Source organism: Sphingomonas sp. TREG-RG-20F-R18-01 (assembly GCF_022662475.1).
Classification (GTDB): domain Bacteria; phylum Pseudomonadota; class Alphaproteobacteria; order Sphingomonadales; family Sphingomonadaceae; genus Sphingomonas.
Genome location: NZ_JAKNQQ010000001.1, coordinates 533,323 through 559,821, shown reverse-complemented (window position 1 = coordinate 559,821; position 26,499 = coordinate 533,323). Strand labels below are relative to the sequence as shown.

Here is a 26,499-nt window from a genome sequence, read left to right as displayed (position 1 = left end):
AGGGGAGGCGGAACGGCAGTCCCCACTTATGGCTAGTGACTATGGCCGTGACGCGTCGGGAAGATAGGTCCGCGGACAGCCATTCGATTCGCTTGGGTAAGGCTGCTGCAGAGCAACCACGTCGTCATAGCTGCCGCGCAGCCAGCGCTCGTGGTCGTCTTCCGCCAGAACCGTAATCATCGCTTTCGGATGGATTGGCGCGACGAGGTCGTTCGGGTTGCACGTCACCATCGTGAAGCCGTTGCCCTTCGCTGTTGGCTGCCAGAAGCCGGCGACCGCAAACAGCGGCTGATCGGTAACCTGAAACCACATCTCGCCCTTCAGCGGTTTCTTGCCATCGCCCAAGTCGTGCGCCTCAGGCGTCCATTCGCAGAACTCGCTGAGCGGTACCAGGCAACGGTTCTCCGGCCGCGCGGCAAGCGCGCGCCACTGGGGCAGGGCCAGGTTGCGCACGTTCGTCATCGGCCATGCGGCGCCGCCACCGAGGACGTCCCAGCTCATGACGTCGAGGCATCGACCGCGGTCCGTCTCGCGGATCACGTACGCCCGGCTGCGCGGCATCAATTCGCTTGGATTGAAGCGGTTGTCCATTGGTCGATCGGTGCTGAACACCGTGCCAAAGTGGGTATGGAGCGTCTCAGGCTCATAGCCGTTGCGGGCACGGTTACACATCGAGCGAGCCTGTAGCAGGACGAGGTTGGTGTCGAGGTAAACCGGCTCTCGATCAACCGATCCCGCTCCTCGAGGCTACTGCTCGTCGGGCGCGTGCGTGGGACTGCTCGGCAGCATAGGCGCCACCGCTTTCGCAGCGATGCGTTCGTCGCGCGTAGCCAGTGCTGCATAGGCATCTGCTGATCGCTGTTCCCGGATCCGAACGTTCTCGAGCGTAGCTGAGTTCGCGGCCGATTGCGCCAGTTCTGCATTTTCGCGGTTGGATTTGAATGTCACGTCGTTTTCCCCCTGCCTGAGATGGACGGAGTACACGTCTACGATGTGGGGCTCCAGTGGGGTCGTGGCGACGCCTAACCAAGTCCGCGAGGCGAGGCTTGGCGATCGGTTGTCGCGCCGTTAACCTTAGCAGCTATCGATACTGACACCTACTTTCGTTTAAATACCATTAATCACGGCAACAGACCACGCCTGGCTACTCAAGCGTGTTCCGTTACGTGATGCTACGATTGTTCTCGAAACTAGGAAGCCCCAGCGCCTGGCAGCGCTGGGGCTTCTGATCGAGGCAACTCTCGCGGGCTTGTGGTCCGGACGCGAGAGCGGGATGAACCTCGGGTAGGCGGCAACGTCTATACCGTGGGACAATTCCGTCAATACCGGTCGTTTGCCAACAAGGATGATTTTTATGGCAGACAATATTCCCCAGCGGCCGCAGCGCCGCCCCCGCTTTCCGTTGTCCGACGAGGCTATCGCTGACATCTGGGCTCGCCTTCGGGCGGGCGACCACCAGCATGACATCGCAGCCGACTACGGTACCAATCCCGGCCGCGTGTCCGAGATCAACACCGGGCGGCGGGGCAACCATGTGACCGGATTGCCTCCGCGCTAATCCGTCAGACCGGTAAAACTGGATGGGGTCGATCGCGTAAGCGGCCGGCCCCATCTTTCTTTCTTCTACCCAGCCCTACCCGCGAACGATCAGTTCCTTCACCCGCTTGCCGCCGCCGGAGGAGGCGGTTGCGATGGTATAGGTAGTGTCGACTTCAACCTGATCGAAGCGTCCGAACACTTCGCGTGCGCCATCGGTCGCGTTGATCGTCAGGATGAAGCCCCCGGCGATTCCTGCCAGTTGGTCAGCAAGGCGTTCGAAGTCTGCGCGCTCGAACACTCCCGGCCCGTAGTCGCCCTCGCACCCCCAATATGGCGGATCGAGGAAGAACAGCGTCCCGGGCCCGTCGTATCGCCTGATCAGGTCGGCATAGGGCAGGCGCTCGATCACGACCCCAGTCAGGCGCTGGTGGAGCTCATCTAGCATTGGCGCCAGTTTCGTCACGTCGAAGCGTGCCGGCGTCCGCCGATCGACGCCGAAGTTGCGGCCGTCGACCTTGCCGCCAAACGATAGGCGTTGGAGGTAGAGGAATCGCGCCGCGCGTTCGAGGTCGGTCAGCGTGTCCGGTGCGGCCGCGCGCAGCCGATCGAACTCCGCGCGGCTGGTGATCTGCCATTTCAGCACGTCCATGAACTGGGGGTAGTGCCGCTGGAGGATCCGGAAGAGGGTGGTTACGTCAGCCGAGATGTCGTTGATCACCTCGGCCCGTGGCTGCCGCGTGCGCTTGAGGAATACCCCGCCCATGCCGACGAACGGCTCGACATAGGTGTCGTGCGGTGTCGCATCGATCAGGGCGCAGAGACGGCGCGAGAGATTGCGCTTGCCACCTATATAGGGGGCAGGTGGAGAGACCGGACGAACCTCCTTCGAAGGCAGGTCAACAGCTAGCGGTTTTGAACGTTCGTGGCGCATCTGAAAGGGTGCATCACAAACCCCATCTTGTAGGAAAGCGTTTTTTCGGCTGGTGTCAGATTTTCCGTTGATCGTAGCCATTGTAACCTGGGACGTCTGACTTTGGTGGGGAACGGTCATTGCGCTGGTCGGTGCGCGACGCCTTCCCGCAGGACAGCTTCCGCATCCGCAAGGACCTGCTCAACTAAGTCTTCTGTATTGGAGCCAACGTAAGCGCCCATGCGCCAGCGTCCCTCAAGGAAGTGTTGGCCGACCGCACTTTCGAGGAAGGCCACAATGAGCGACAGTTCCTCTTCTTCGAATTCCCAGTTGACGTGCGTTTCGTACTCGTCCTGCCACGTATGCCGGTGCTTATCATAAGCAGCCATAAGGGCCTTCAATGGTAGGTCCCAAGACTGACGGAAGGTTATATCTCCCGAAGCGTCTGCCGCGACCATCGACAGCGGGGAGCCCGGCAAGGCGAACCGTTGAAGAAAGTTACCGGTATCTATGTCAGATTGCGTGCCATTCGCTATCAGAAAGCGCCGAATCAGCGCGAGTTTTGCTGGGCTGGGCGGCTCCTCTACCATCGCTGAACTCACATCAGGCCCCTATGTCGGCAGTAGGTCTGGATGTTGCGCATTAGATCGCGATGTCCGCAAGTGGGCGTTATCCGCCGTCTAATCCCAACAGCCGCCGAGCTTCTCGCTCCGCATCTTCTACGGTGCCGTACATACCTGAAAGTGGCTCGACCCCCTCATACATCTCGGGCGTGCTATCCACCGTCCACCGTCGATCCTCGACAGGCTCTACATGGAAGGCGGCTTGCGTCTCCGGGGTCCAGCTCCAATGCTGATAGAGGCAGAACCGACCATCGGACCTACGCACGATTGCTACCCGGCCATATCGATCCGGTGATAGCAGCACCCTAACTTCGTCAACGTCCATGGGTGAAAGGCTCGCACATAGCGACCAACGTCTGCAAGTGCTCGATTTTTGCCGGTCCGCTTTCGGTGATCATGACCTCGCTCGCTACCCGCGAACGGCGAGAGGTGGGTGGGAACTGGACATTCCCCCGAGCCTGATCTGTGACAATTGCGCGATCAGAACCCTTTGGGGAAGATCAAGTTCAGCGCGTTGAAAAGCACCGCCGCGATGCCGATTGCTATGAGCGTCCAGTAATAGCGAGGCTGCTCACGCCTTCCCGGCAACGCGCCGATGCCGGGAAGGCTGTAGCTCGCAAGCATGGCCCAAGTCAGCAGCACCCCAAAAATGAGACCGGGCCAACTGCCGCTCATTCGGGCTTTTCCATCGGCTTGTGCGTCATACGCTCGTTCATCAGGATAGGTTGGCCGCGCCGACGAATGTCCGCAAGTGGGCGGAAGCCGATCTGCAGAAGAGCGTTGATCAGCCCTGTATTAACCAAAGCGCTGTCACGACTATGCCTGCCATCGCCAACATGATTAGCAAGGCAGCGGCAATCCAAGCTGCCACCCCGCCAAAGCGATCTTCGACCCAAGGAATCAGGGTCTCGGTCAATGCGTGGTAGGCTTGCTCCATCAATCGAACGTAGCACGCCGGCGAATGTCCGCAACTGGGCGTTTCCAGTCCGTCCGCTTTTAGACCGGCCGGACCTGCGATAACGACCAATGCGCATAGCTGCGGCTCAAGCCATTGGGCTTTATCAGCACTCATTCCGAGCGCTGAGCGCCTTACACGTACGTCCGATTTTGGTGTGAAGCTGCCGTTCGAGTCTTCGCACGTTTGCGTGACGACCGTCTTGGCGCTACCCATCTCGTATGAGCCCATTGTCTCGTTTCTATTTTGCGACGTTTGGGTGCTGGCCTCTCGTGGCGATCACCGTGATCACAGCCAGTTTCAACGAGTTGGCGGCTACGATCCTGTTTTGGATCGTTTTTCCGCTGCTAATTGGGTCGCTTTGCTACGCTCAATTTCTAGCTCGCTGCCCGACATGCCACTGGCGGATCGCGTCCTTTGGAAAACCATTTGTGCGTTCGCTTCCAACTCGTTTCTGCCCTTGCTGCGGAACCGACCTGAAAGCGCCTGCCTGATTAACGTCCGCAATTGGGCGATTTGAGACCAGCTGCTTTCTTAGCCGATAGCCGCCGGTCAGCTTTCAGGAGGTGCACTCGCTGGATCGTGGCCGGAACGGCTAAAATGGTGGTGAGCCGACATACAGGCTGCGGCGTGCGGTCACGCTGGAGGACGGTGCTTTCGCATAATCCTTCTTACTCCCCAGAACTGCGCTTGCTGGGCAACCAGCATCACCAACGAGAGGAATGCGATAGGAACTGGTGCCAGTATTCCATGAGCCAATGGCCCGTTCTTGAACGCATCTGACAGGCCGATGAAGATCAGAGATACGACAAATAAAAGCGGCGTCTGCAAGAGGACGAGCAAGCGATTCGTGCTTGCCTCTTCCGTGCGGCCCATGGGCAACCGCCCCGCTGGCAAGGTCGCGTTCGCGCGCCAAGCCACCAAGCCCATCAGGGTCAAGGTTCCGAGAAGGATAGTTAGATCAGCCAGCATCGAATGCGAAGATAGCAGGATTTGAACGCGAAACGTAGGGTGAGGAATGTCCGAAAGTGGGCGTTTCCAGTCCGTCCGCTTTTAGACCGGCCGGACCTGCGATAATGACCAACACTCATAGCTGCGGTTCAGGCAAGAGCGGCATTCGTTTGATCAGCCTTCGCTGCGCGCGGGGAAAGAAGGTGCGTCGTTATGAGTAAGGTGCCGCCCCCTCAGGGCTTCGACGAGAACCCAGAATGGACGGAAGAGACAACTGCTCGGTCTCGTCCAGCGTCTGAAGTGCTGCCGCCGCATGTGGTTGCGTCGCTAGTAAGGCGACCGGGTGGTCGTCCGGCGGGAAGCAACAAGGAGAGCGTCACGCTTCGCTTGGACAAGGACGTGCTTGATCGCTTCCGCGCGGACGGTCCCGGCTGGCAGACTCGCATCAATGAGGCGGTGCGCAAAGCCGTTGGTCTTTGAAGCCTATCGTCGCCGCCACACCCGACCAGGTACGCGAAACGCTGCGATCGCTTGCCGTCGAGCACCACGTGACGCTCGCCGCCCTATCGCGCATGCTGCGCCGGCCTCCCGGATATCTGTCGCGGTTCGCGCACGGCGCGGGGCCAAAGCGCCTTCCGGTCGAAGAGTAGCAGCTGCTGGCGCGATACTTCCGGGTCGATCCGCGGATGTTTGGCGAGCGGGAAGACTGGGAGCCTTGATTGGCTTAGTCAGTTGGGTAGCGATCTTGGTGATCGTGGCGTTGTCGTTGGCTCCGCAGGCTGCCGCGAGTTTGAAGGTAATGGGCCATGCGCTTCGCTGACCGCACTACGATCGCCTTAGCCGTACAGATCCTGCGCGATGCGGTTGAGACCAGCCGCCGGGAGAAGGTCGATACCGTCCCCGTCCGCCTGGCCCTGCGCGTGCTGCTGCCCCATTGCCCCGAACGCTGGCCGCTGACGAACCTGTGGGAGGCTGCCAGCTATGACGAGCCGATCGGCCGGGCGCAGAACGTCAGCGGGGCGTTCAACGGGATCCTGGTGCAGCTGGGGAAGTCGGGGGCTTGGTGCAGCTAGCGACGGCCGGTGGTCGAAGCTCCACATAAGAAAGCCGCCGATCTTGCGACCGGCGGCTCAATATCTGCTTGGACGGTTTACGCGTAGCTGACGGCAGTCTTGACCGACGAGCGCTTACGCGCAGCAAAGCCGATCATGCCGAAGCCGGCGAGCATCATCGCCCAAGTGGCGGGCTCGGGGACGGCGCCAGTTGCGGCAGCGAACGCATTGCTCACGACCGAAATGCGACCCGGTCCAAACCGGTTATCGGTCGTGTGGACGTAGAAACCGTAGGTCTGGCCCGCCCCGACATTGAAGCTGAAGTTTCCGTTCGAGGAAGCACCGCTGTTGGAAAGCTGGAAAAGCGTGCCACCAAGGATGTAACCAGCCGGGTCGAAAACCCCACCATCCACATCAAACGACTGGTAATTGAAGGTCCCGGCGATCGAAAGCGGGCCCATCGCAGTGTCGGTATACAAGGTATCTCCGAAGGTGCCCGAGCCATTGTCGCCACCCGTGAGAGAGAACGTGCCCGGCAGAGCGGTCGTCGTGACATAGCCGTTAGCGTTCGAGTTGCTGAGAGTTTGGGCTTGTGCACCCGTACCGACAAGCATGGCGGCTCCAGCGAGCAAAATCATATTCAATTTCATGGCATCCCCTTCGAGCACGGCACTGCGCCGCATCGCGTTTGCCCAGTGCAGAAACCGTGCCAATGGCAGAAAAGCGGGATTGTTAGAATTTGCCCGAAATCAATCTGTAAACAATAGCTTACAAGCGCATATACTGCGAGTTGAGTGCGGCGCGCGTCGCCTCATGTCGCTAAACCGTTGCGTGTCTGGTGCTGCTCCCGAATACGTCGGCGTTCTTTCAATCAATGCGCCTCGGCGCGGAACAGGAACGGCGATAGGTGGTAAACAGCAGGCCTAACCGCGCTAGGGGCAAGAAATAACCATACAGCGCGAAACAGGATGCAGTTGATGCGCTATCCGAACTGCAGCCCGCTCCGGCCGCTTTCCTAGGTGACCGAGCAATTAGTATCATACTTGCAGCGCCGGAGTGTAACGCTGGCTTGGCAAAAAGTGTTTAAAAGTAATCGGTTGCATACGTCACCGATTTGCCTAGCATAGTGAGCAACCGATCTCGTCCCCCCAACAGATCGAGTCGGCCAGGGCCGCGGTATGATTCCTCTACCGCGGCCCGCCTCCCTCAGATTGATCGTCGCGCGGAGAGCTGCTGAGACTTCGGCACAGCTCCGCCAATCGGCTTTTATTGCTGCAGGAACCTCTCGACGGCTACCTGCTTTGGCGCGCCGACCTGGCCGCCGTATTCCTGTGCCCCCCACGCGCCGTACTTGCTGATCGGGCCGACGTCGTTGAACAGCATGACCAGGTCAGCCTGTGCCGAGATGGCCTTCAGGTACTGGGAATACATGTCGCCCATGAATTGGCTGCGTTCGAGCGTTTCGAACTGATCCTGAGAAAGCAGCGCCGTCGGTAGCTCGTGTTGGCCACCCTCGTAGGTGATGCAGCGGATATTCGGGGCGCTCGCGCGGGCGATGTCGCAGGTCGTCTTGAGCGTGGCTACCGCATCGGTCACGCTGGCCTGCAACAGGGCGTCGCTGTACGGCACCTGCCGGTCATGGCTGAAATACGGCGCGCCAGCGATCGCGTCGACGTGATCCGCAATCCCCGGGTAGCTCATCTCCTGCCGCGTGACCTCGGGGTAGGCGGACTGGGTGCCGAGCACACGCACCAGGTCCTTCGGGCGATCGGCGAATGCGGCTTCCCAGATCTTGAACATGTCGATGGCTCGGCGCGAATAGTTCTGCCACGCGCCGTAGCCGTTGTTCGGGTTGATCTTCAGCGTGGTCGCCTGCGTGAGGTTGTCCTGCGCCTGCCAAAACTGGAAATTCCAGACCTCGTTGCTGAGCTCTACGTAGATCTTGTGCCCAGCCGGCAGCGTGTCGTGTGCCTGCTTCGCGGCCCACTGCATATAGGTCGCATCGTCGTTCCAGGAGTGATTGAACCACGGATCAGCATCGGCCAGCTTGGCCAGCCGCATCTGGTTCTCCAGCGCCTGACCCGGATTGTCGAGCGTCCGCGGATCAGGCCGGTTGGCTGCCGTGCGCGCCGGGCTACTGTTCGTCTCGTTCCAGTCCATGAAGCGCAGGACGGCGTACTTGCTTGAGCTAGCGATTACCTCTTCCGAGAATTCGTTCCCTGAGGCGTTTTTCGCGTCGTGGCATTCGAACTCGCGGAATGGATCGGCCGCGCTCACCCCGTAAAGGCTGAACCACGTATTTTTCACCGCGCCGCCCCAGGACGGCATATCGAACGTCAACGTGTGGTCGCCCTTGACCTGGTTGATGCTCCCGCTGTGGGTCAGGGTACCGCTGCCCTTCCAGCTGCATGCGATGCTGGTCTGGTTCACCCAGCCGCCGGTCGGCGCGCCGAGGAGGCGGACATACGATTGCGACCAGTCTTTCGGGTAGCCTAATGCGTCCAGCTTGTCGCTCGGGACCTGTGCCCAATTGATCGCCCAATACCCGCCTTGCAACAGGTTCGTGAACGTCTGGCGCGACGCGTACCATGAGAGGCCGGACAGGTTCATACCGACCGCCTTCTTCGCCGGCGCAGGTGATGGCAAACCGGCTGGATCCTTCACGACCACAGGTGCGGCGGTCAGCTGCTTGTACTTCGCCAGCACGCGCACGAATGCGGGCAGGCTATCGCGCGTGCCGTTGAGGAACTCCGCGCGCGGCTTAGCGGTAGTGACCGTCTCTGCAAGCAATTGGCGGGTGTCGAGCGTGGCTCTGTCTTGGCCATAGGCAATCGCCGGCACGAGTAGGCCCAACACGATTAACGTCCTCAACATATGCGTATCCTCCGTGGACGAGCCTAAGAACCCTGGCTCGGATAGGGTTGGGTTTGACTTCGAGGGAGGTCGGAACTCGGCTCGGATTGCCAATGCGCGACGCAGTTCCAATCGGTTCGCCGGCGGGTCGGGCAAACATGGTCAGCGATACGTAAGGCGCATCTGGGACGGATCATTGTTTCTTTGGAGCTGCTTGGCGGCGGCCGGGTGCGCGGTTATCGCAAGCACATCGGCTAAAGAGTGGGTGCAGATGACTGGGACGAGCAGCAGCAATCCTTTCGGACCGGCACAGGGGCCCGGAAATCGCTACGAGATGAATACGCCAGCCACACTTCACCTGCGTGATCGCGGGATCGATGCTTTCCGCTATGCAATGGCGCTCTTGGTTATCGGCATACACATTCTGCCGCCGGTCGCCGTTGGCCCAGATCGTCCACTAGGGTTACCCGGCTGGGCGGTGGTCGTCGACGTGATCTGCCGGTGCGCCGTACCGTTCTTCTTTATCACCAGCGGCTACTATTTCCGTCCCGAACGCGGGGCGTTCGCCAACCTCAAGCGCTCGGTCGTCCGGATTGCTCCAATTTACGTGGTCTGGTATCTATTTTTCATCAGCGCAGCGGTGTTCGTTCCCGGGAAACTACCTGGACATTGGCGTATCATGACTTTGGTCGACGGCGGTCCAGCCTTTCATTTATGGTTCCTGCCTGCACTGATATTTGGTTTGGCGACGTTAACGTTGACGCTTGCACTCGGTGGTCGAACGTTGGCTATCGCTGTCGCCGCCCTACTGGCGATAGGTGGACCGTTCTTAGCAAATTACCATTCGCTGGTCGGAATGCCGCACTACTCTTCACATCTTAACGATTTCAAGCGCCAGCTGGCCGCGCCAGCTTTCGTCCTTATGGGGTATCTTTTCCGGGGCACGCGACCGACGAACCTTTCGATCGCGGCAGTTCTGTGCGCAGTGGCCATCTCCGCGATGTTCGTAGAACGATACTTCGTAATTATGGTCGTAGGTAACAAAGCGATCGGCAACGCCGAGAGTCTGTTGGCGGTCTTCGCGTACGGTGCGGCAGTTTTCAATTTGGCTAGGTGCCTAAACAATTCTCCAGCGGTGCAAACGCTGAGCTGGCTGGGGAATGCAAGTCTTGGGATCTATTTGATTCACGTGCTCTTCATATGGATGTTCCGTCAAACGGTTGACACGGGTCCGTGGCAGTTCATTTTCCTCGGCACCATCGTCGCGTCTATATCGACCGTTGCTGCAGTGCTGGCCATTCGGGCGCCGTTGCTGAGACGGTTCATGACGTGAGCAGACCCAGCTGCACGGCCCGGTTCGCCGTGCGGATGCCAAGCAAGGTGGAGTGGTAGGGTCGGTAAACCCCTTAGCCGCTCCACTTCTAGGCGTTGGCTTATGCCGCCACCAAGTTCGCCCAAGCCGCATCGAACGAAACGTCCGCCACCATGGTTGGCGCTGCGCCCACGGCAAGGATCGCCCGTACCGCCGCCGCAGGGGTGCCAGTAATGGTATACTTCACCCAACTCGTCGTAAGCGTGAGCTGCGTCGTTGTGAGGGTAGAGTGCGATCCGCCCAGCATCTGGATCTGAATGCGTTCACCCCCAACCTTGCCACGTAGCCAGACCGATCCAGTCAGCGCGACCGCTCCAGTATTCGCACTGGTGGCGCACTCGACCGAAGCATAACCGCTCGAAGCGTTCGGGCTGTTGAAGCGGATCGTCGAGCCGTCGAGGGTCGAGCCGTCCGGTCCTGCGACAGTATTGTGAGCAGTGACCGTCGAAGTCGAAGGTGAGAAGGTGAAGCTCGTGTTCGACCAGCTTGCGGTCGGGATGCTGTTCTGCGCCGTTGGGTTGCCCGCCCCGACGTCATCCGAGACCAGCAAGCCCGGACCCGGCTTGGTCAACGTTGCGCTCGGCGTTCCGCTTTTCTCGGTGCTCATCGTACCCGCACCGACCGCGTTGTTGCCGCGCGCGGTGTAGAAGTACGCCTGCCCGTTCGTGCCGGGGTCGACGTACGGGAACGTGACGTTCGTCGCGTACGGGGTGGTTCCTTGTCCTCCGCTCGTAGTCGAGCGGAACAGGTCGTAGCTTGTCAGGGCCGACCCGTTGGAGGCTGCCGCCTGCGAGAGGTTGACCGTATTTTGCGCATTGCCCGGCGCGACCGCAATCGTGGGCGCGCCTGGGATACCTGCTACTACGGTGACGTTGGCTTCGGGGTTGCCTTGGGACAGGCCGCCCGCGCCGATCGCCGTGACGACCCAGAAGTACCGCGTCCCGACAACGACGTCCGTGTCGGAGAAGGTCGTGACCCCGGGGCCGGTCGAACCGATCGTGCGCAAGGCCTGTCCCGTCGTCGTGCCGCGCTGGATCAGGTACCCCGCTGTGCCCGCCGGATCGGTGCTGCTGGGGGCGGTCCATACCAGCACTCCCGTCCCGCTACCGCTGGTCGCAGTCAGGCCGGTAACAGGTCCGGGCGCGGCGATCGTGCCGGTTGCAAACTGCGCGCTCCCCTCGACCAAGCCGCTATAGGTGATGGTCTGCGCTTCGCCCCCAGCAATTGTGACGAACGAACACAGGGCGGATCGCGCATCGACCAGCGAGACAACCCGCGTGCTTGCACTGCCATTGAACAGCACGACCCCGACCGATCCATCGGGGTTGTGGAATGCAACCGACATCACGTCGGTGCCGCCCTTGCCGCTTGCGAAGGTGGTGCTGCCGCAACGTCGCGCGCCCGGCTTGCACGCGCGAGCGAGGTGGGTGAGCATCGCATATCCGGATAGCCGGGTGACGGTCGCGGTGCCGTCGGTAGAGATCGCCGCGACGGGCTTGGTGTTCGTCGTGCTGGGGGTCGGCAGGCCATTGGTGTCGAGGAACAGATTCCAGAGCGTCACGGTCTGGGCGCCAGCCCGGATCGAACCGATCGCGATGTTGCCGAACATCTCCTTCATATCCGCCGCGTTCCAAGCGGCGCGCGACGTGTTGCAGAACTCGGTGAAATGCACCTCTTTGCCTGCCGCCGAGTGCTTCACCTGGTCATAGGGCTCATAGCCCGTTGCCGTGTCGTATCCGTGCCAAGCCGCACCGGCGATTACCGGCCCGGCTTGAGCATCAGCGAAGGGCACGCTGATCGTGTCGCTGCCCTGAACGATTGCCTCGTTCCAGTTTACGTCGCCGGTCAGGATGCGCACCCCGTTCAGCCCGGCTGCCTGCAGCGTGGGCGAGAGGTACTGGCCGATGAACGTCGCGAGCTGTGCGCCCGACCAATAGCATCCCGGATACCCGGTACCGACATACATCGGCTCGTTCTGGACGGTGACCGCCCAGACCGGGATCCCGAGATCACGGTAGGCCTTGAGGAATTTGACGAAGTATGTCGCATAAGCGGCGTAATTGGTCGCGGTGCCTACAAAGCTCGGGGTGCCGCCGTAGATCGTCCCGGTCGTCTTCATCTTAGCCAGCGGCGTCCATGGCGAAGCGATGAACTTTAGGCGGGGATTGATCACCAGCGCCTCGCGCAGCACCGGCACGATGTATTCGAGATCCTGCTTGATGGTGAAGGTCGGGAGCGACGTGTCGACGCCGTCCCAGTCGTCCGCATAGGTATAATAGCCCGATGCGGGACGCGGGGTGAAGTCGCTCGAAAGGATGCAGATGCGAGATGTCGTGAACCCATCAGCGGCGAACGTCTGGGCCAGGATCGCCTTTCGCTGAGCCGGGGTGCAATACTGCGTCAGGACGTAGCACGCGCTCTCGGTCAGCGAGCCGCCGAACCCGTACATCGTCTGGTAGAGGTCGGAGGTGTCGACGATGATCTGCGATGCGGGCAGTGCAGCGATCGGCGCGAAAGCGGTCGGCGACGTGGAGGCGAGATAGGTGGCGATCGATCCCGACGTGCGGACGCCAACCGGCGCAGCGCTGAACTTGCCGGCCGGGAGAAGAGTGTTGATGGTCTCGCGAATGTCGAGCCCGTTGGAAGGCTTCGTCGTTCCACCGATGATCTGCGTAAGTACGGTCATGCTGCATCCTTCCATGCTTGTGTGTCGTCCCAGGCCGCGGTGTCATCCCAGACGCCGTTCGGTGGGATTCCGGTCGGTGAGGTGCCGGCTGCCGTCACGGTGACAGCCGTCGACGTCGTGGCGATGGTCGATCCGTCTGCGCCGGTTCCGGTCACCTTGCGGGTCAGCTGGCCCGCGTTGCCGGCGCCTGGAACGACGGTCGAACTGGTGCCAATGACCGATGTGCCCAAAAGCCACTGCCGCGCGGTGATGGTACCGTTTGCAATGGTCGGATCCGTCGCGGTGTACGTGGTCGCGGCGTCGCCGCTCGCCGGGGAAATCGAAGGCTTGCCCGAGAATGCCGGCGCAGGCGCTGCGGTAGGTGCCCCGGCTGCGACCTTCACGACCTTGGTGCTGATCTCGATCGTCGGCGCAGCCGTCAGGATCGTATCGGCACCGTCGGTTGTCTCGGGGTAGCCGAACACGCGGCCTTGAAAGAACCGCTTGGCACCGCTGGAATACGTCAGAGCGAAAGCGAACAGCTTGTTCGTCTCGTCGTCTGCCGCCGCGCGAAGGATCGCTTGGCCCGCGTCAGACTCGTCGTGAGCCAGAGACGGCTGCAAAGAGCCGTAATCGGCTGGGCCCTTGTACTTCTGCTTTGGTCCGAACAGCGGCTGGAATTCGATCTTGGAGAAGACCGCGCCAACCGCGCCGACCTTCTCGAGCCCGCCAATCTCGGTGAACGTCAGCGCGGCGAACCCGGCCGCGTCGTTCGTCGCGGGCGCGCCGATGGTGATGGCGAGGGATGACCCCGCCGCCGTAGATGCTGCCATGTCGTGTTGCTCCTAAAAAACGCCGAGCACCTTGGGTTTGGCTTTGTGTTGGGCGGCTGCCGCGCGCGCCTCGCACCGCGATACGATGTCGATCGTGTCAGCGGTCCGGCCGTTGGCCTTGTCGAGTTGGGCGGTTTGCAGGTCGGCGAACCCGATCCAGTCCGCCATGACTGCGGCGTATGGCGGGAGCGGCGCGCCGGCGACGGGCTTGCGCCAGCTTTCGGGCAGCAGGCCTGCGCAATCGCTCGGGCTGGCAACGATAACGCTCGCGGCGCAGCTACCGAGGCTGAGCGCAGCGAGGATCACCCGCATAGGCCGCGCGGCGACATAGCGCGCTAATCCCAGCACCTGAGACGCCCGCTGGAACGACAGTGGCCGCGCCCTCGGCGTTGCGGATGGTGGCGTCGTTTTCTCGCGAGATTGCATCTGTCTGTTCCTCTTCCTGGGCTCGATTGCCGACCGTGTTGACTGCGTCCGCGCCGCTTGCCGCCGCCGCGCTCGCTTGGCCGGCCTCGAGCCGGGTCTCGGTCTTGACCGTCTGCGCGGATCTGCAGGAGCGGATCGAGATGACCGTCGTGATCAGCGCCACCACGCCGATCGCGAAGACGATCCGCGCCGCGTTGGAGGCGAACCAGGTGCCGAGTTTGCTCATGGCCGTCCTCCCTGTTCCGCCAGCTGGTCGGCGGTCTGTTGTGCGCTGTCCGCAGCAGTCTGTGCGCCGGCGATCGCGTCTTGCGGGACCGGAGCCGCTGCGGGCCCGGCGGCGGCGAGTTTTTCGGTAAGGCTGGTCCGGTCGGCCGCATCGTACAGAGCGCGGATCGAGCCAATGACCTCGCGGAACGAGAGCAAGAGCGCGGTCAACCCGAAAGCCTCGGCCGAAGGCACTCGCCCATCGGCGCCGATGTGCTGACCGATGATCGCGAACGTCCAGCCGATCAGGGCAAGCAGTGCTGCCGCGAGCAGCGATAGGGCGATGAGGCCCCATTCCTGAAGGCGGCTGGTCATGCCGGGAACTCCGGCAGGTCGACCGTCTGCCCTGCAAGCGCATGGGTGCAGTCGTCGAGGAACTGGATCCGCCCGTCCGTCACGAAGCTGTGGCACACCGCAGGTGGTGCGCGATCGCCTTCGTCGTCCAATTGACCGGCGTCGGGTCCGTTGTACGTTACGAGGATCGACGGAGTGAAGGTCGGAGCTGCGGCATTGCCGTTGTAACCCCAATGGATGCCGGGATGATGCGATGCTCCTACGGTGATCCCATGCGGCGATTGGCAACCGGGGCACCAGAATAGCACCCGATCTCCCTCCAGTGAGCGCAGGATTGGCGAGAGCGCGCCCATCACTGCGCCGCCAGCGCTGCGGCGACGTCGGCGCGGATATCGATCCGCACCGGCTTGCCGGGCAGGTAGCTCGGCTTGCTGACAGGGTAGACGTTGACGATGCCGTCGAGGTGCTTCCACTTCCCATCGAAGAACAGGGCAGCTTCGTCGAGGCGACGCTGCTTGAGGTCCCCGTTGTTCAGGTAATGCGTCTTGAGGAACTTCCGCGCCTCGGCGACCTTGCCTGCCAGGAACAGGCTCACCCATGCCGTCTCGCCGATCGCGCCCGTGTTGTATTGGAACGATAGCGCCGCAGCGAGTTGCGCCTCCGTCAGTACGCGACCCTTGAACGCTGCCAGCACCGCCGGCACGTAGTTGGTCCGAAGGAGCCAGATATAGATCTGTAGCACCCGTTCGATCGTGGTAGGCTTGTCCTTGTACCGATCGACCAGATGGCCGGAGTCATTGGTGACGCCGATGCCCCAGGTGCCCTTGGGCGGCGTTGCGCTGTCGAGATACCACTCGCGCACGATGCCCTCGGCCGCGGCCAGTTCGCACGCGATGCGCACGGTGATGTTGCCGTTGATCAACATGATCTCGGTTTCCTTCGTTCGTATGGGGAGCGCGCTACGGGCGCGCGGATGGCCGGGCGGTCTCAGTCCGCCTTCATCACGGTTTCGGCCATATGGCCGATCTCTTCGGGGTGAGCCAACGCGGCGGGCAGGATCTCGCGCAGCAGTACGCGCGCCTGGCGGGCCACCGAGTTCCCAGGCGACACCCGCTCGAGCTCGTCGATCACGAGGGTCAACACGAACCGCTGTTGACCGATCTGGATCGTCTGACCGGCGATCTGCGCTTCGGCGATCGTCATCCTTCGCGACTGCGCGTCTTTCGACTGCTTGAGCGCTTCGATGTCCCGCCACATTTCCGAGCGCAGCTGTTCATCCGCGCCAAGGTCCATCTCACGCATTTTCGGGCGATTTCTCACCCATGCAGCCAGCACGCCGCTGCCGAGCGCAAGGTTGATGAGGGCAATGATCGCACCCCACCCGAAAGGCAGTCCTGCCAGCGCGTTGGGCATGCGTTCACCGATCATGGCGTTGGAAGGAAAGGGTAACGGCTCCCATGGCGATCGCCAGCAGGCCGGCCGTCAGGTGGCTAAGTTCGAGCGACAGGCGAGTGATGAACGTCACGCGGTTGATCGCCAGCATGAACACCAAGCCCCAGATCGGATCGAGGTATCGCCCGCGCCGGCGCAGGATCCTCCACACCGCCGGCGACAAGCAGGCGAGGCAGAACAGCCACGCGCAAAGGGCTGCGCCGCGAAGCGCATCAGCAAGCAACATCACGGTAGCTCCTGTTATTTGGGCGCCATGCCCAGGAAGGCGGTCTCGATCGCGCGGGCGCAGTGGCCGGGCTTCGATCCAAGCAGCATGAACAGGTGGTCGATAAACCAGGCGCAGGGCTTGCCCCACCATGCCCCAGCCATTGCCGCACGACCGACGCGCGAACTGATCGTCTCATCCGCCGAAGGGCAAATTCCGCCGACGATCAGGTAATAGGGACCGGCGAGCAGGACGTAGACGAACTGGTCGATCCCGATCAGGACCTGGACGATCCAGTTGCCGAGCCGCTTGAGGGGAGTTTCACGGGCTGGCATGGTCACGCCATGGGCGCGGCAAGCGCGTCCCAATCAACCGCCGATGCCCGGACCATCGCAGCGACGTTCGTGGCAGCCGCAAGCTCAACCATCGCCCCGCGTCGCCGCCCCTCGATCTTTGCCGCAAGCCCACGCCACGCTGCGGCGGTCCCCAAAACGAGGGCCGCAATATCGGCGATCGGCATGCTGGTGTATTCGGCCTCGGCCGCGAGGAACGGGAAGTTGGCCAGATCGGCACCAGGGGTCCAGGCCTTGGCCTCTTCCTCCTTCGAGAGATAGGTGGCCTGCTGCCCGGCGACGTCGGTGATGAAGCGGAGGCGGAACTCGCCGGCGTTGTGATTGACCAGTCCAATCAGCCCTTCGCGGATCGGCTCGAGGTTAATATCGAACCCCGAGAATGCTTCAGGCGGCACCTGAAGTACCGCAGCGCCTTCCGGAACCGCCTGGTTGGCCGTGGCACCAGTGGAGCCCGAGCCGCGCAGGCGGACGTCACCCGTCATGACATCGTAAACGACGTAATATTCGGTCATCGTTTGAACTCCTGAGCGAAGATGGCCGTGTTGCTGAATTGCATGACGGAGGAACCCGCAGCTGATCGTCCGAAATACATGCGGTAGCTGTGCGATCCGGCAGGCGGCGTATCCGAGATGGTGAAGAAGTTCGGCACGCTGGTACCGGTTGTCCTGACCGCGAATTGCCGCGTCACGTCGCCACCGTCGCGCTGTAGCGTGACGAAGAAGAATGGCCCTGTCCCGGACCCATTCGACGCGTCGAAGCTACAGTCGAGCTTCACCAGACCACCTTGGGTGACGATCGTCAGGGGGTCGCTGTAAGCCGGTGCTGCCCCAGCATCGACTTCACCGCTGCTGCCGCTGATGCTGGCCCACTGGGTGATCGCGTTTGGCGCGACGACACGAGTAGTGACCGTACCATTCACAAGGAGGTTGCCGTCGATCAGCACGTTGGCGTTGATGTAGAACAGACCGGCGGAGCCATCGCGCTTGGACAGCTGGATCATGGTGTTGCCGTCTGCCGTCGTTCCGGTGACGCTCCACGCAACGGATGCACCGCCTGGCCCTGCCAGGGCGCCGGCCTGCGTCGTAATCTGGGCAGATACGGTATCGACGTCCGTGCCCAACCTGATCCCGCACTCGTGCCACAGCAGCGACTTCGTGACGGAGTCACCGTCGAAGCCGTACCAGTCGGAGATCATGAACAGCTGTAGCTTCGCGACGACAGGCGGGATCGTCACGGCGCGCTTGAAGACGTACCGTTTGCCCATCTGACCATTGCCGACGATATTGCCCGGCGACGTCTCGAAGGTGTTGAACGCGAACTTCACCTCGGCAACCTGCACACCGTTGGCGTCAAAGCCTTGGACGAGGATACCCGCGCCGCGCAGGCCGCCGCCGAGCAGCGTGAGATCGCCGCGCAGCAGGTACGCGGCGTCACCCTTCAGCGGTGCCATGCCGGGGTCGAGGGCGAAGCTCGTAGTGAGACCAGCGCCCGCGCCGCGGGTCACATCATTGCGAACCGAAAACGCCCCCACAAGCCCAGGCGACACCCGGACGTTGGTACCGGCCCATACGGTCCAGTACGTTGGAGCCGCCTGACCGTCTGGCCAGCTTGGAAAGCTGGACCCGAGGTTCGCCAGGGCCGGCGTGAGCGAGGCGGAGAGACTGGAAAGCGACTGGGCAACAACGCCAACCTTAGCGTCTGCGATCACAGACGCCTGATCATTTGCCCGCGCCAGCAGATTGCTTGGCGCGGTGCCGTTGACCTTCGCCTCCAGATCCGATGCGCGGGTCGCCGCGGCATAATTCTGCGGGAAGTTGGCGATAGCGTTTTCGGTCGACGTTACGCGCGACGTTAGCGGCGGCTCGCTGCCATCCGCTGGACCAACCGTCGTCTCGAGTGTGCCCGTGCGGTTCGCATAGCCCTGCACGTCGCTCGACAGTGTCGTGATACGGCCATCGTACCCGCTGAGTGTCGTGTTGACGTTGCTGAAACGAGTGTTGACCGAGGTGGAGAGATCAGAAACCGATTGAGCAGCATTCGACGCGGTGGTCGCTACTTGATCGATCCGGCCATTGGTTGCCGTATCTGCGTTCTGATAGCTCGAGGTGACGCTGACGATGCTCTGCCCGATCGCGGCATCACGGTCGATCGCGGCCTGATCGACGCGCCGGACCTCGGCATAAATGTTGGTGTCGTTGTACCCGCCAGACGCCGCTACACTATCGATCCGTTTGCCGAGTGCCGTGTCGCGATCTTGGCTCGCCTGCTCTGTCGTGTTCACGCGAGCATTCACCGCGCCAATCGCTTGCGTCGTGGTGATGTCGAGGCAACGGAAATAGGCAATTTTGATCTTGCCACCGATGCCGATCGATCCCCGAAGATGAGGATTGAGCCAGGCTTCCGTGCGCGCCGTGCCATCGATCACGTAGTCGATCGTTACCCAGCCTGCACTGACCGGCAGTGGCGTGAAACCCGCGTAGCTGCCACCATCTGCGCCAGTCTGTCGGCCCGACCATTCGTAATCGGCGGAATAGGTGCCGTCGTTGCCGACCGCGCGGATCATCGCCTGATATCGATAGATCTTGCCAGCGAATGGCAACGGACGGCGGGGGCCGACCGAATAGCTGCCGCCACTGGTCGCGTTCACATAATGGAAGCCGCCCAGACTATCGCCGGTGAACAGGCTGTCTGGCAGCTGCGCATTCTGCCCCTGCCAGGCGTTCTGGCCGTAGTATAGGCCCCGCATGGTGAAGTCGATCGGGTTGCCCGCGCTGACCTCCAGCGCGGTAGCGCGAGCCGCCGTCGCGAACTGGTTGGGGAGATCGGTCAAGACGCTCTCGGCCGTTGCGATACGGGCAGTCAACGCGGGCTTGCTCGGATCGGCCGGCCCGACGGTCGTCTCCAGAACGGAAGTGCGGTTCGCATACCCCTGCACATCGCTCGACAGCGTCGTGATCCTGCCGTCGTAACGGCTCAGCGTATCGTTGATGCCGGTGAAGCGGGTGTTCAGGCTCGTATTGAGATCAGCGACAGCCGTTTTTGCATCCGAGGCGGTTGTCGCAACTTGGTCGATCCGCGCTTTAGCCGACGCATCTGCCGCCTGATAATCCGTGACGATGCCATCGACCCGGCGGCCGAGTGCGCCGTCTCTGTTGATCGCCGTCTCGTCGACGCGGCGCACCTCGGCGTAGACATTGCTGTCATCATAGCCACCCGATGCCGCAACGCTGTCGATGCGGCGATTAATGAAGGCGTCGGAATTGTCCAGCCGCGCGACTGCCGCCGCAAGTGCATTGTCTGCATTTTGCATGGCGGCAGTGATCCGGCCGTTCACGTCACCGATCGAGCCGTTGATGTCCGTGATTTTCTGGTTCGCTGCAGCGATTCCGTCGTTTGCGGCCTGCTGTGCCTGATCGATCCGCGTTCCGGCGTCCGCAACGGCTTTGTTGATCGCTGGAATGGTCGTTCCGCTGATGTAGGCAAGATCGGTGCGCGCCGCCGCGATCTGTGTATCGAAGCCGCCCAGCTGTGCGATCGTGCTGCCGACCGTGCCTGATCCGAACGGGCTCTTCGGGTCGGCACTGTTGGTCGCGTTGTTGGCTGGCTTGGTGCCGATCGGATCGCCGACCGCTGGCCAGTCGACGGCACCAGCCTTGAACGGCTCGATCTTGCCCGCGGTGCTCAGGCCTTCGATCGACAACGACAGCTTGCTGACGGTCTCGCCGATCTCGATCGAATAATCCTTGAAGAACCCGTAGATCATCAGGCTGTCGATCCCGGTCTGCCCGATCCACAGTGCCGGCAGCGCGCGAACGGCAGTGATCCGCCCGGCGACGGCATCGACAGCGTCGGTGCGGATCAGTGCCTTTGCGACCATGCGCTTTGCCCAGGCGCGCTCGACGATCGTCACTTCGCCGAAGTCGTCGACGTCTTTGCGGCTGAAATCCGTGATCCCGGCAGTCGGCGACGATTCGGTGATGCCGAGGTTGACCAGCTTGCCCACCAGCAGCGTGCCGACCGAGACAATCCCGCTACCCGCGATTGTCACGACTACGCGCGTAAGGCCGACCGGGAGATCGAGAAACGTGATTGCGCCTTCGCTCGCAGCGACAGTGCGATCATAGCCGATCGCCTGCACCCGCACCGTCGCCGCAACCACATCGAGCAGTGCCACCGCAGTCAGGACCGGTGCATCGACGGTGACGCTGATCGAGCTGGTCGCGCTCGAGGTCGAACCGAGCGCCTGGTCGAACATTGCCCAGCGGTTGGTCGGGCCGATATCGGTCCACTTGCCCGTCTCTCCCGCCGGGTCGTTCCCGATGTTGCCGGCCGCCGAGCTTTCATAGATCCGGTGCGCGGGCGACTTCAGAACACGTTCGCCGAGCGCATAGGTCCTGCTCGATGACCAGGCCGGATAGTCGTTCTCGACGATCGTGCTGGCAACGAGGCTGCTTTCGCTGACGGGAGCCGGTTGCAACAGGTTCAGCGTCGAGGACTGCCCCGCCGGCGCCGGATCACTGCCCGCATCGGCGACCGCGTCGGCTTCGAGCAGCCCTTCTACCGTCAGCGTGCAATAGCTGAGCGGCGGTACCGACAGATCAATCTCGAAGTCCTTGAAGAACCCGTTCACCTTGAGGCTCGCGAGGCGATCGTCGGCAACCCAGGTCGCCGCGGTCGCGCGGAGGGATGCCAGTTTGCGCTGGATCGCGTCGACCGAGGCGAACGGCACGCCGAGCCGGACCGACATACGCCGCGCGAAGCCACGTTCGACTACGGTGGTGATACCGTAGTCGTCAGTCACGCGACGGCTGTAATCGGTGATGCCGATCGTTGGATTCGTCTCGGTCGCTCCGAGGTCGAACACTTCGCCGCTGGCGAGCTGGATCTTCATGCCGCGCTCGCCACGCTGATAGCTTCGCCGCCGCTCGCGGCCGTCACGCTGTCGAACGAGCGCTTGAGGCTTCCGGTGTTGCTCGCGGTCGCTGCATGCCCGGCGTTATTGTCCGCGCGCAGCTGAGCCAGCTCGTCGCGCAGGCTGCGCAGTTCACTCGCCATGTCGCCGTTGGATGCCACCGGCGTCGTGCTGGCCTGGACGGTCGCCGCGTTGGCAAGGATGGCGGCAACCGACGTCGTGGGCGTCACCGTGGTTGCAAGGTTGCTGATCGCCGCATTGGTGGCCTCGAGGCTGGCGGCGGTCTGAGCCTGCACGCGGTCAAGCTCCTGCCGACTGGTCGCGACGAGCGCGGCTGCGGCGAGCAGCGATTGCGACAGCTGCGGCAGGCTCTTCGCCGCATCTTGGTCGCCGCCGCGCGCCGCCGCAGTCGCCGCATTGAACTGGCCCATCAGCGACACGAAACTGGTCCCGCCGTTCGTGCCGGTCAGGCCGCGGATCCGCTTCACCTCGTCCATGATGCTGTCGCCGACCGAGGTCCACGCCGCGCGCAGCTCGTCCGCCGCCTTGGCCGCGTCCTGCTCGTCCTGGATCGCCCAGACCTGTTCCTGCAGAGCGCGGTTACTGCTGTCGATCTTGGCCAGGTCGAGCGCACGGATCGCCGCGGTATTGCCCTGCAGGGTGAGCAGCTGACGTTGGAGGTCATTGCGCTCGCTCGCGATATCGGCCGCGCTCTTTGCGCCTTCCATCGACTTCTGCAGATCGGCGAAGGCCGGTGCTAGCTGCAGCAGCGTCGCATAGGTCGACTGCCCGGCAGCGGTCGTCAGATCCTGCGCCTCGACCAGCGAGCGGAACGCCGCGAGCGTGCCGGGCATGGCGACGCCGAGGCTGCCGAACACGCGGGCCAGCTGCGCTTGCTTAGCAGTCGCTTGCTCTTCCGAAGTGTAGAACGCCTGGAAATAGCCGTCGACCGCACTGGTCAGGTCCGAGATACTGGCGAACTGGTTGGCCAGCCCCATCTTTGCGTCAATGCCGAGCGCCTGCGCGCCCGCGCCCAGCTGGTCCATCGCGTTCGTCACCGCCTCGACGGTCGAGGCAACCCGCACCAGCGTCTCAAACGCCCCGTCGCCGACGCGCTGGAACCGTTCTATCCCCGGGAACGCGGCATTCGCCATGTTGTCGGCTGCAGCGCCAAACACCGCCGAGAGCTTCTCCTGGATCTCGGTACCGGTCAGCCCCTTGAGGTCGATCTTGCCGATGTTGACCACGAAGCCATTCAAACGGTTCTGGATCTCGCTCGTCGCCGAACCGAGCGGCCCGGCAGCGGCAACGATCGAATCATTGAACTGCTTGAGGATGAGCGTGAACTGGTTCTGCAGGGTCGCATCGGCCCCGGTGTAATGGGTCGACGTCTTCGTGCCGGTGACGATGCCAAAGAACTTCGACTTCTTCTCGACGTCCGAATAATATTGCGCGTTGAACCCGCCGCCTAGGATCGAGCCGATCGATTGCGCGCCGCCATACAGGCCACTGCCGGTCACCGTCGTGGTCGAACCGAACAGCGAGCCGAGCAGACCGCCGATCAGCGGGATCTTGGACAGGACCGACCCGATCAGGTTGGGCTTGAACCCTTCGGTCACACCAGCCGACGCGTTGACGTCGCCGGCGCGCGACACGAGCGACGCGACATTGCCGATCTGGCTGTCAATCGAGCGCAGCGATGCCGCCATCTGGCGCGCGAAGGTGTTGGTCAAGGTGTCCACCTCCTTCAGCGCGTCGACCGCGTTCTTGATGCTGTCGGACTTGGCTGAGCTATCGCCGAGGACCGTGCCGGTGCCGTCGTTCGCCTTGACCACGGTTCCCTTGCTGCCGCCGCCCAGTCCGCCGACGACCGACACACCGATTGCAGCCAGTGCCGCGATCGTGGCCGCGCCCGCTGCGATGTTTGCCGGGAAGGGCAGAGATGCGATGGCCTTGGCGACCGCTTCCACGCCGCTTGCAGCCGCACGGATCGCACTCTTGGCGACGCTCGATGCGGTGTGGATCGCGTCCTGCGCCATTGCTTTGACCGACAGGGCGAACTCGACTGCGCGAAACACCTTCTCCGCAGCGAGCATGGTCTGGTAGCCCTTGCTCTTCTCATCGAAGAACCCCTTCGCCGCCGATGCCATGTCGCCGAACGCGCCGATCTGCGAGGTCGCCGAGGCTAGCGCGAATTTCTGGTTCGCGCGGTCGATCGCCTGCTGATTTCCACCGGACTTCTTGACCGCGTCGTCGTGCTGTTGCGTCAGGCGCGCACGGTCTGCTTCGTAATTGGCATAGACCGACGCCATGTCGCCGATCGCGCGGCCGACGCTGCCGAACGCATCTGCCATGCCCTGCGCCGCGGTCTGGACGTTGCGGGCGATCAGGTCCCATTTGTCCGCGGTGAAGCTGAGGCTGTCGTTGAGGTTCCGGGTTGCCGCCGCCGTGCGCTCGGTCGCCACGGCGATCTCGACCTGCTGGGCGACGTATGCCGCGCCGTCCTTGCCGGTGAAACCCTGTGCCGATGCGGCCTGTGTGGCCTGGATCGTGGCAAGCGCGCGCACCCGCGCCTCATCCGTTGCCCCGACCAACCGCAATTCCTCGCGGAGAACGGCAAGGCGATCTTCACCCGCCGACATATCTGCAACGAAGCGCCCCTTCGTCTCCGCGTCGGTCAGGCGTTCGCGCGCTGCGCGCTGCTGATCAAGCGCTTCGGCTGCGGCCTGCGCACCGACCACATTCTGCGTCTTCTGCGCGGCCTCAAGCGCGGCAAGCAACGGCAGATCGGCCATACGGTCGCGAAGCATGGCCTGCGCGCGCTCCGCGGGGACGTTGCCAGCTGCAACCTCGGCATTCACTTGCTCTTGTACAGCTGCTTGGTCGCGCATCGACGCGGTTCCCTTGGCCGCATCAGAGACGCGCTGGGCAATAGCCAGCCCGACATCCCGGGCGACGGATGCATCGACATCCCCGTTCCGCTTGAGCGCATCCGTTGTAGCATTGATGCGTGCGAACGCGATCATAGCGGCACCGCCTGATGCGCCGTAAGCCTTCCCCAGCTCATAGAGGTTCTTGGTCTGCGCTTCGGTAACTTCGGCGTCAGTCAGCTCGCGCTTGGCCGCTGCGATTGCGGCCGTCTGCTCCTTCGCCTGATCCCCGACCTTCTTCCATGCGATATGGTAGTGGTCGCCTTCGTTCAGCGCCTCCGTCAGCGAGACTCCAGCCTTACGGTAAGCCGCCTTGAGGGATTCGAGACTGACGCCGCTGGTCTTTGCGACGTCGATCGCCTGGCCTGTCTCGTGATTGCTGGTTCCCGGCTTCGCTGCAAGCGCGGCCCATGGACCGGTCCCCGCCTTGTAATCCTGGTATTTTTTGTAAAGCGCCGCCTGCTCTGCGTAACTCCGCTGGTCACTGGTGACGCGTCCGCCCACGCTCTCGGCAATGGCCCGAGCCTGCGCGAGGGTAACGTTTCGGCCGATCTCCGTAGCGGTCTTGTTACTCGCAGCCTGCTTGTCTTGCTCGGCCTTCACGGCCGCCGCGCGGTTCCGCTCAATCAGGGTAAGTTCGCGGGTCAGCGCAACTCCAACGTTCTGACCAGATGCCATCTGTGCTGCAGCAGCGCGCTTCGCGGCATCGGCCTGATCATCATATAGCTTTTTGATGCGCAGCATGGGGTCAGCGGCACGTGCCGCGGCTTCTGCTGCAAGATCGATGCGGGTCTGTCCAACGCGAGCTTGCGCCTGATCAATCAGCTTTTTCTGTTCGGTTATCTGCTTTTCCAGATCCGCAACACGACCGGCATACTGCTCCGCTACCTGCGACTGCGCGCCGCCTGGGCCACCAGCGAATATGTTCTGAGACTTGGCATTGTTTGCAAGAACCTTCGCCTGTTCCAACTGTGCGGAGGTCACACGCCGGATACTCAGTTCCTGCTCAAGGTTCTGCTTCGCTGCGATATTCGCAGCCTCGGCAGACGACCTCATGCCCTCGATTGAAAGGCGCGTGGCTTCGGTCCCGTCGCGAATTGCACTTGCGACGCCTTCCGCGGTTGCCTTGAACCGCTCCTTGGCAAGGCGTGTAGTCTCGGTTTCTTTGGCATCCTTGATCAGCTTGTCAGTTGCGTCCGCAGTCGCGTTCGCACTTTTCAAGAAAGCATCTGCGAGACCCGCAATAACTGTGATGCCGAGCGTGAGCACTATGCCCATTGGCCCGCCAAAGAATGCCCCGAGCGCGCCAAGCTTGCCCTCGAACCCGGAGAGCGCACCCGCTGCCTGCGGAAACTGCTGGGCAAAGGCACGCAGTGCTGACGTGCCGCCAGCTACCTGGACCGCAAAATCCTGCGCCTGGAACCCAAAGTTCTGCATGGCATATTTCGCGCCATTGCTCGCGCCGGGCATGTTCTTTGCGGTCGACTCCAGCCGTTGCATCTCGGCTTCGGCACCGCGGATCCGGCCGGCTAGTTCGGTCAGCCCTTGGCTGGACGCCGCCGTCGCGCGCATCTCGGCGTTCATCGTCCTGATCTCAGACGACGTTTTCCCGAAGGTGCTGGTCTGCCGCTCGAGCTGCGCCACCAGGCGCTCGCCCGCCTTCTCGGCATTGGCAGTCTCGCGGGCGGCGGTCTGCATGGCGCGCGTGCTGGCATTGCCGAAGGTTGTTACGTTCGTGGTCGCGGTCTGCCCGACCATATCACGCGTCGCCTGCTCAATCTGTCCAGCGGCTGCGAGCATTTTCCCCTCAGTACTGTTCATCACGGCCTGGAGGCGCTGCAGCTCGTCATACGAACCGCCGGTTTGGATCTCGAAGCCGACTTCGAGTGTCGGAGAGCCGTCTGCCATGC

At 62.5% G+C, this 26,499-nt stretch carries 25 protein-coding genes and 1 pseudogene; 5 read left to right on the top strand and 21 right to left on the bottom strand.

The features are described from left to right. Positions 1-32: 32 nt before the first annotated feature. Together L8K25_RS02880 and L8K25_RS02875 are read right to left on the bottom strand one after the other, a co-directional pair. A pseudogene (locus L8K25_RS02880) lies at positions 33-672 on the bottom strand (SOS response-associated peptidase family protein). Between the two features lie 75 nt (positions 673-747). Then, positions 748-948, bottom strand: a complete 201-nt coding sequence (locus tag L8K25_RS02875; protein WP_242137408.1) for a hypothetical protein — start codon at positions 946-948, stop codon at positions 748-750. 406 nt (positions 949-1,354) lie between these two features. Between L8K25_RS02875 and L8K25_RS02870 the strand changes: the two genes are divergently transcribed. Continuing rightward, the gene (locus L8K25_RS02870; RefSeq protein WP_242137407.1) at positions 1,355-1,558 is read left to right on the top strand and encodes a hypothetical protein; all 204 of its coding nucleotides are present in this window, start codon (positions 1,355-1,357) and stop codon (positions 1,556-1,558) included. Positions 1,559-1,633: 75 nt separating this feature from the next. Here L8K25_RS02870 and L8K25_RS02865 read toward each other — a convergent pair whose 3' ends face one another. From L8K25_RS02865 to L8K25_RS02850, 4 genes are all read right to left on the bottom strand, one after another. Continuing rightward, positions 1,634-2,470, bottom strand: a complete 837-nt coding sequence (locus L8K25_RS02865) for a DNA adenine methylase (protein ID WP_242137881.1) — start codon at positions 2,468-2,470, stop codon at positions 1,634-1,636. Positions 2,471-2,586: 116 nt separating this feature from the next. Next, positions 2,587-3,051: a hypothetical protein gene (locus L8K25_RS02860; RefSeq protein ID WP_242137406.1), complete on the bottom strand. Its 465-nt coding sequence runs from the start codon at positions 3,049-3,051 to the stop codon at positions 2,587-2,589. Between the two features lie 501 nt (positions 3,052-3,552). Continuing rightward, positions 3,553-3,747, bottom strand: a complete 195-nt coding sequence (locus L8K25_RS02855; protein ID WP_242137405.1) for a hypothetical protein — start codon at positions 3,745-3,747, stop codon at positions 3,553-3,555. Positions 3,748-3,856: 109 nt separating this feature from the next. Continuing rightward, positions 3,857-4,144, bottom strand: a complete 288-nt coding sequence (locus L8K25_RS02850; protein WP_242137404.1) for a hypothetical protein — start codon at positions 4,142-4,144, stop codon at positions 3,857-3,859. A 40-nt stretch (positions 4,145-4,184) separates the two neighbouring features. On the opposite strand from L8K25_RS02850, the gene L8K25_RS02845 reads away from it, so the two are divergent. The 3 genes from L8K25_RS02845 to L8K25_RS02835 all read left to right on the top strand — a co-directional run bounded on the left by L8K25_RS02845 (position 4,185) and on the right by L8K25_RS02835 (position 6,051). Continuing rightward, positions 4,185-4,547 (top strand): hypothetical protein, encoded by a 363-nt coding sequence (locus L8K25_RS02845; RefSeq protein WP_242137403.1) that lies wholly within the window; start codon positions 4,185-4,187, stop codon positions 4,545-4,547. Between the two features lie 644 nt (positions 4,548-5,191). Next, complete coding sequence (locus L8K25_RS02840; RefSeq protein ID WP_242137402.1) at positions 5,192-5,458, top strand: BrnA antitoxin family protein; 267 nt, start codon at positions 5,192-5,194, stop codon at positions 5,456-5,458. Positions 5,459-5,784: 326 nt separating this feature from the next. Next, positions 5,785-6,051: a hypothetical protein gene (locus L8K25_RS02835; protein ID WP_242137401.1), complete on the top strand. Its 267-nt coding sequence runs from the start codon at positions 5,785-5,787 to the stop codon at positions 6,049-6,051. Positions 6,052-6,128: 77 nt separating this feature from the next. Here L8K25_RS02835 and L8K25_RS02830 read toward each other — a convergent pair whose 3' ends face one another. Further along, entirely contained in the window at positions 6,129-6,680 is a 552-nt protein-coding gene (locus tag L8K25_RS02830) for a PEPxxWA-CTERM sorting domain-containing protein (RefSeq protein WP_242137400.1), read from the bottom strand. Between the two features lie 616 nt (positions 6,681-7,296). Continuing rightward, positions 7,297-8,904 (bottom strand): hypothetical protein, encoded by a 1,608-nt coding sequence (locus L8K25_RS02825; RefSeq protein WP_242137399.1) that lies wholly within the window; start codon positions 8,902-8,904, stop codon positions 7,297-7,299. A 250-nt stretch (positions 8,905-9,154) separates the two neighbouring features. On the opposite strand from L8K25_RS02825, the gene L8K25_RS02820 reads away from it, so the two are divergent. Beyond that, entirely contained in the window at positions 9,155-10,216 is a 1,062-nt protein-coding gene (locus L8K25_RS02820; protein WP_242137398.1) for an acyltransferase, read from the top strand. 100 nt (positions 10,217-10,316) lie between these two features. On the opposite strand, the gene L8K25_RS02815 is transcribed toward L8K25_RS02820, so the two are convergent. From L8K25_RS02815 to L8K25_RS02755, 13 genes are all read right to left on the bottom strand, one after another. Continuing rightward, positions 10,317-12,941, bottom strand: a complete 2,625-nt coding sequence (locus tag L8K25_RS02815; protein WP_242137397.1) for a glycoside hydrolase family 30 beta sandwich domain-containing protein — start codon at positions 12,939-12,941, stop codon at positions 10,317-10,319. Next, entirely contained in the window at positions 12,938-13,753 is an 816-nt protein-coding gene (locus L8K25_RS02810; protein WP_242137396.1) for a hypothetical protein, read from the bottom strand. Before L8K25_RS02810 ends, L8K25_RS02815 begins: the two co-directional genes overlap by 4 nt. A gap of 12 nt (positions 13,754-13,765) precedes the next feature. After that, complete coding sequence (locus L8K25_RS02805) at positions 13,766-14,059, bottom strand: hypothetical protein (RefSeq protein ID WP_242137395.1); 294 nt, start codon at positions 14,057-14,059, stop codon at positions 13,766-13,768. Beyond that, positions 14,031-14,405 (bottom strand): hypothetical protein, encoded by a 375-nt coding sequence (locus L8K25_RS02800; protein ID WP_242137394.1) that lies wholly within the window; start codon positions 14,403-14,405, stop codon positions 14,031-14,033. Before L8K25_RS02800 ends, L8K25_RS02805 begins: the two co-directional genes overlap by 29 nt. Further along, positions 14,402-14,758, bottom strand: coding sequence for a hypothetical protein (locus tag L8K25_RS02795; RefSeq protein ID WP_242137393.1), 357 nt, complete (start codon positions 14,756-14,758; stop codon positions 14,402-14,404). Before L8K25_RS02795 ends, L8K25_RS02800 begins: the two co-directional genes overlap by 4 nt. Then, a complete protein-coding gene (locus L8K25_RS02790) occupies positions 14,755-15,045 on the bottom strand; it encodes a DUF6527 family protein (protein WP_242137392.1) in 291 nt (96 codons plus the stop codon). The genes L8K25_RS02795 and L8K25_RS02790 overlap by 4 nt, the downstream gene beginning before the upstream one ends. Before the next feature lie 44 nt (positions 15,046-15,089). Continuing rightward, complete coding sequence (locus tag L8K25_RS02785) at positions 15,090-15,662, bottom strand: hypothetical protein (RefSeq protein ID WP_242137391.1); 573 nt, start codon at positions 15,660-15,662, stop codon at positions 15,090-15,092. 62 nt (positions 15,663-15,724) lie between these two features. After that, a complete protein-coding gene (locus tag L8K25_RS02780; protein ID WP_242137390.1) occupies positions 15,725-16,150 on the bottom strand; it encodes a hypothetical protein in 426 nt (141 codons plus the stop codon). Positions 16,151-16,154: 4 nt separating this feature from the next. Further along, positions 16,155-16,415, bottom strand: a complete 261-nt coding sequence (locus L8K25_RS02775; protein WP_242137389.1) for a hypothetical protein — start codon at positions 16,413-16,415, stop codon at positions 16,155-16,157. 14 nt (positions 16,416-16,429) lie between these two features. Beyond that, complete coding sequence (locus tag L8K25_RS02770; RefSeq protein WP_242137388.1) at positions 16,430-16,729, bottom strand: hypothetical protein; 300 nt, start codon at positions 16,727-16,729, stop codon at positions 16,430-16,432. 2 nt (positions 16,730-16,731) lie between these two features. Then, positions 16,732-17,259 carry a hypothetical protein gene (locus L8K25_RS02765; protein WP_242137387.1) on the bottom strand — a complete coding sequence of 176 codons (528 nt, stop codon included), beginning with the start codon at positions 17,257-17,259 and terminating at the stop codon, positions 16,732-16,734. Further along, entirely contained in the window at positions 17,256-21,638 is a 4,383-nt protein-coding gene (locus L8K25_RS02760; RefSeq protein ID WP_242137386.1) for a hypothetical protein, read from the bottom strand. Before L8K25_RS02760 ends, L8K25_RS02765 begins: the two co-directional genes overlap by 4 nt. Further along, positions 21,635-26,497, bottom strand: coding sequence for a D-alanyl-D-alanine carboxypeptidase family protein (locus L8K25_RS02755; RefSeq protein ID WP_242137385.1), 4,863 nt, complete (start codon positions 26,495-26,497; stop codon positions 21,635-21,637). Before L8K25_RS02755 ends, L8K25_RS02760 begins: the two co-directional genes overlap by 4 nt. Positions 26,498-26,499: the final 2 nt, after the last annotated feature.

Bases quoted from the DNA above. Each gene is read 5' to 3' on its own strand.
- L8K25_RS02825 (WP_242137399.1), bottom strand. From the start codon at position 8,904: ATGTTGAGGACGTTAATCGTGTTGGGCCTACTCGTGCCGGCGATTGCC.
- L8K25_RS02855 (WP_242137405.1), bottom strand. From the start codon at position 3,747: ATGAGCGGCAGTTGGCCCGGTCTCATTTTTGGGGTGCTGCTGACTTGG.
- L8K25_RS02755 (WP_242137385.1), bottom strand. From the start codon at position 26,497: ATGGCAGACGGCTCTCCGACACTCGAAGTCGGCTTCGAGATCCAAACC.
- L8K25_RS02765 (WP_242137387.1), bottom strand. From the start codon at position 17,259: ATGACCGAATATTACGTCGTTTACGATGTCATGACGGGTGACGTCCGC.
- L8K25_RS02830 (WP_242137400.1), bottom strand. From the start codon at position 6,680: ATGAAATTGAATATGATTTTGCTCGCTGGAGCCGCCATGCTTGTCGGT.
- L8K25_RS02780 (WP_242137390.1), bottom strand. From the start codon at position 16,150: ATGCCCAACGCGCTGGCAGGACTGCCTTTCGGGTGGGGTGCGATCATT.
- L8K25_RS02760 (WP_242137386.1), bottom strand. From the start codon at position 21,638: ATGAAGATCCAGCTCGCCAGCGGCGAAGTGTTCGACCTCGGAGCGACC.
- L8K25_RS02865 (WP_242137881.1), bottom strand. From the start codon at position 2,470: ATGCGCCACGAACGTTCAAAACCGCTAGCTGTTGACCTGCCTTCGAAG.
- L8K25_RS02835 (WP_242137401.1), top strand. From the start codon at position 5,785: ATGCGCTTCGCTGACCGCACTACGATCGCCTTAGCCGTACAGATCCTG.
- L8K25_RS02785 (WP_242137391.1), bottom strand. From the start codon at position 15,662: ATGTTGATCAACGGCAACATCACCGTGCGCATCGCGTGCGAACTGGCC.
- L8K25_RS02800 (WP_242137394.1), bottom strand. From the start codon at position 14,405: ATGAGCAAACTCGGCACCTGGTTCGCCTCCAACGCGGCGCGGATCGTC.
- L8K25_RS02840 (WP_242137402.1), top strand. From the start codon at position 5,192: ATGAGTAAGGTGCCGCCCCCTCAGGGCTTCGACGAGAACCCAGAATGG.
- L8K25_RS02815 (WP_242137397.1), bottom strand. From the start codon at position 12,941: ATGACCGTACTTACGCAGATCATCGGTGGAACGACGAAGCCTTCCAAC.
- L8K25_RS02820 (WP_242137398.1), top strand. From the start codon at position 9,155: ATGACTGGGACGAGCAGCAGCAATCCTTTCGGACCGGCACAGGGGCCC.
- L8K25_RS02775 (WP_242137389.1), bottom strand. From the start codon at position 16,415: ATGTTGCTTGCTGATGCGCTTCGCGGCGCAGCCCTTTGCGCGTGGCTG.
- L8K25_RS02770 (WP_242137388.1), bottom strand. From the start codon at position 16,729: ATGCCAGCCCGTGAAACTCCCCTCAAGCGGCTCGGCAACTGGATCGTC.
- L8K25_RS02795 (WP_242137393.1), bottom strand. From the start codon at position 14,758: ATGACCAGCCGCCTTCAGGAATGGGGCCTCATCGCCCTATCGCTGCTC.
- L8K25_RS02850 (WP_242137404.1), bottom strand. From the start codon at position 4,144: ATGAGTGCTGATAAAGCCCAATGGCTTGAGCCGCAGCTATGCGCATTG.
- L8K25_RS02810 (WP_242137396.1), bottom strand. From the start codon at position 13,753: ATGGCAGCATCTACGGCGGCGGGGTCATCCCTCGCCATCACCATCGGC.
- L8K25_RS02870 (WP_242137407.1), top strand. From the start codon at position 1,355: ATGGCAGACAATATTCCCCAGCGGCCGCAGCGCCGCCCCCGCTTTCCG.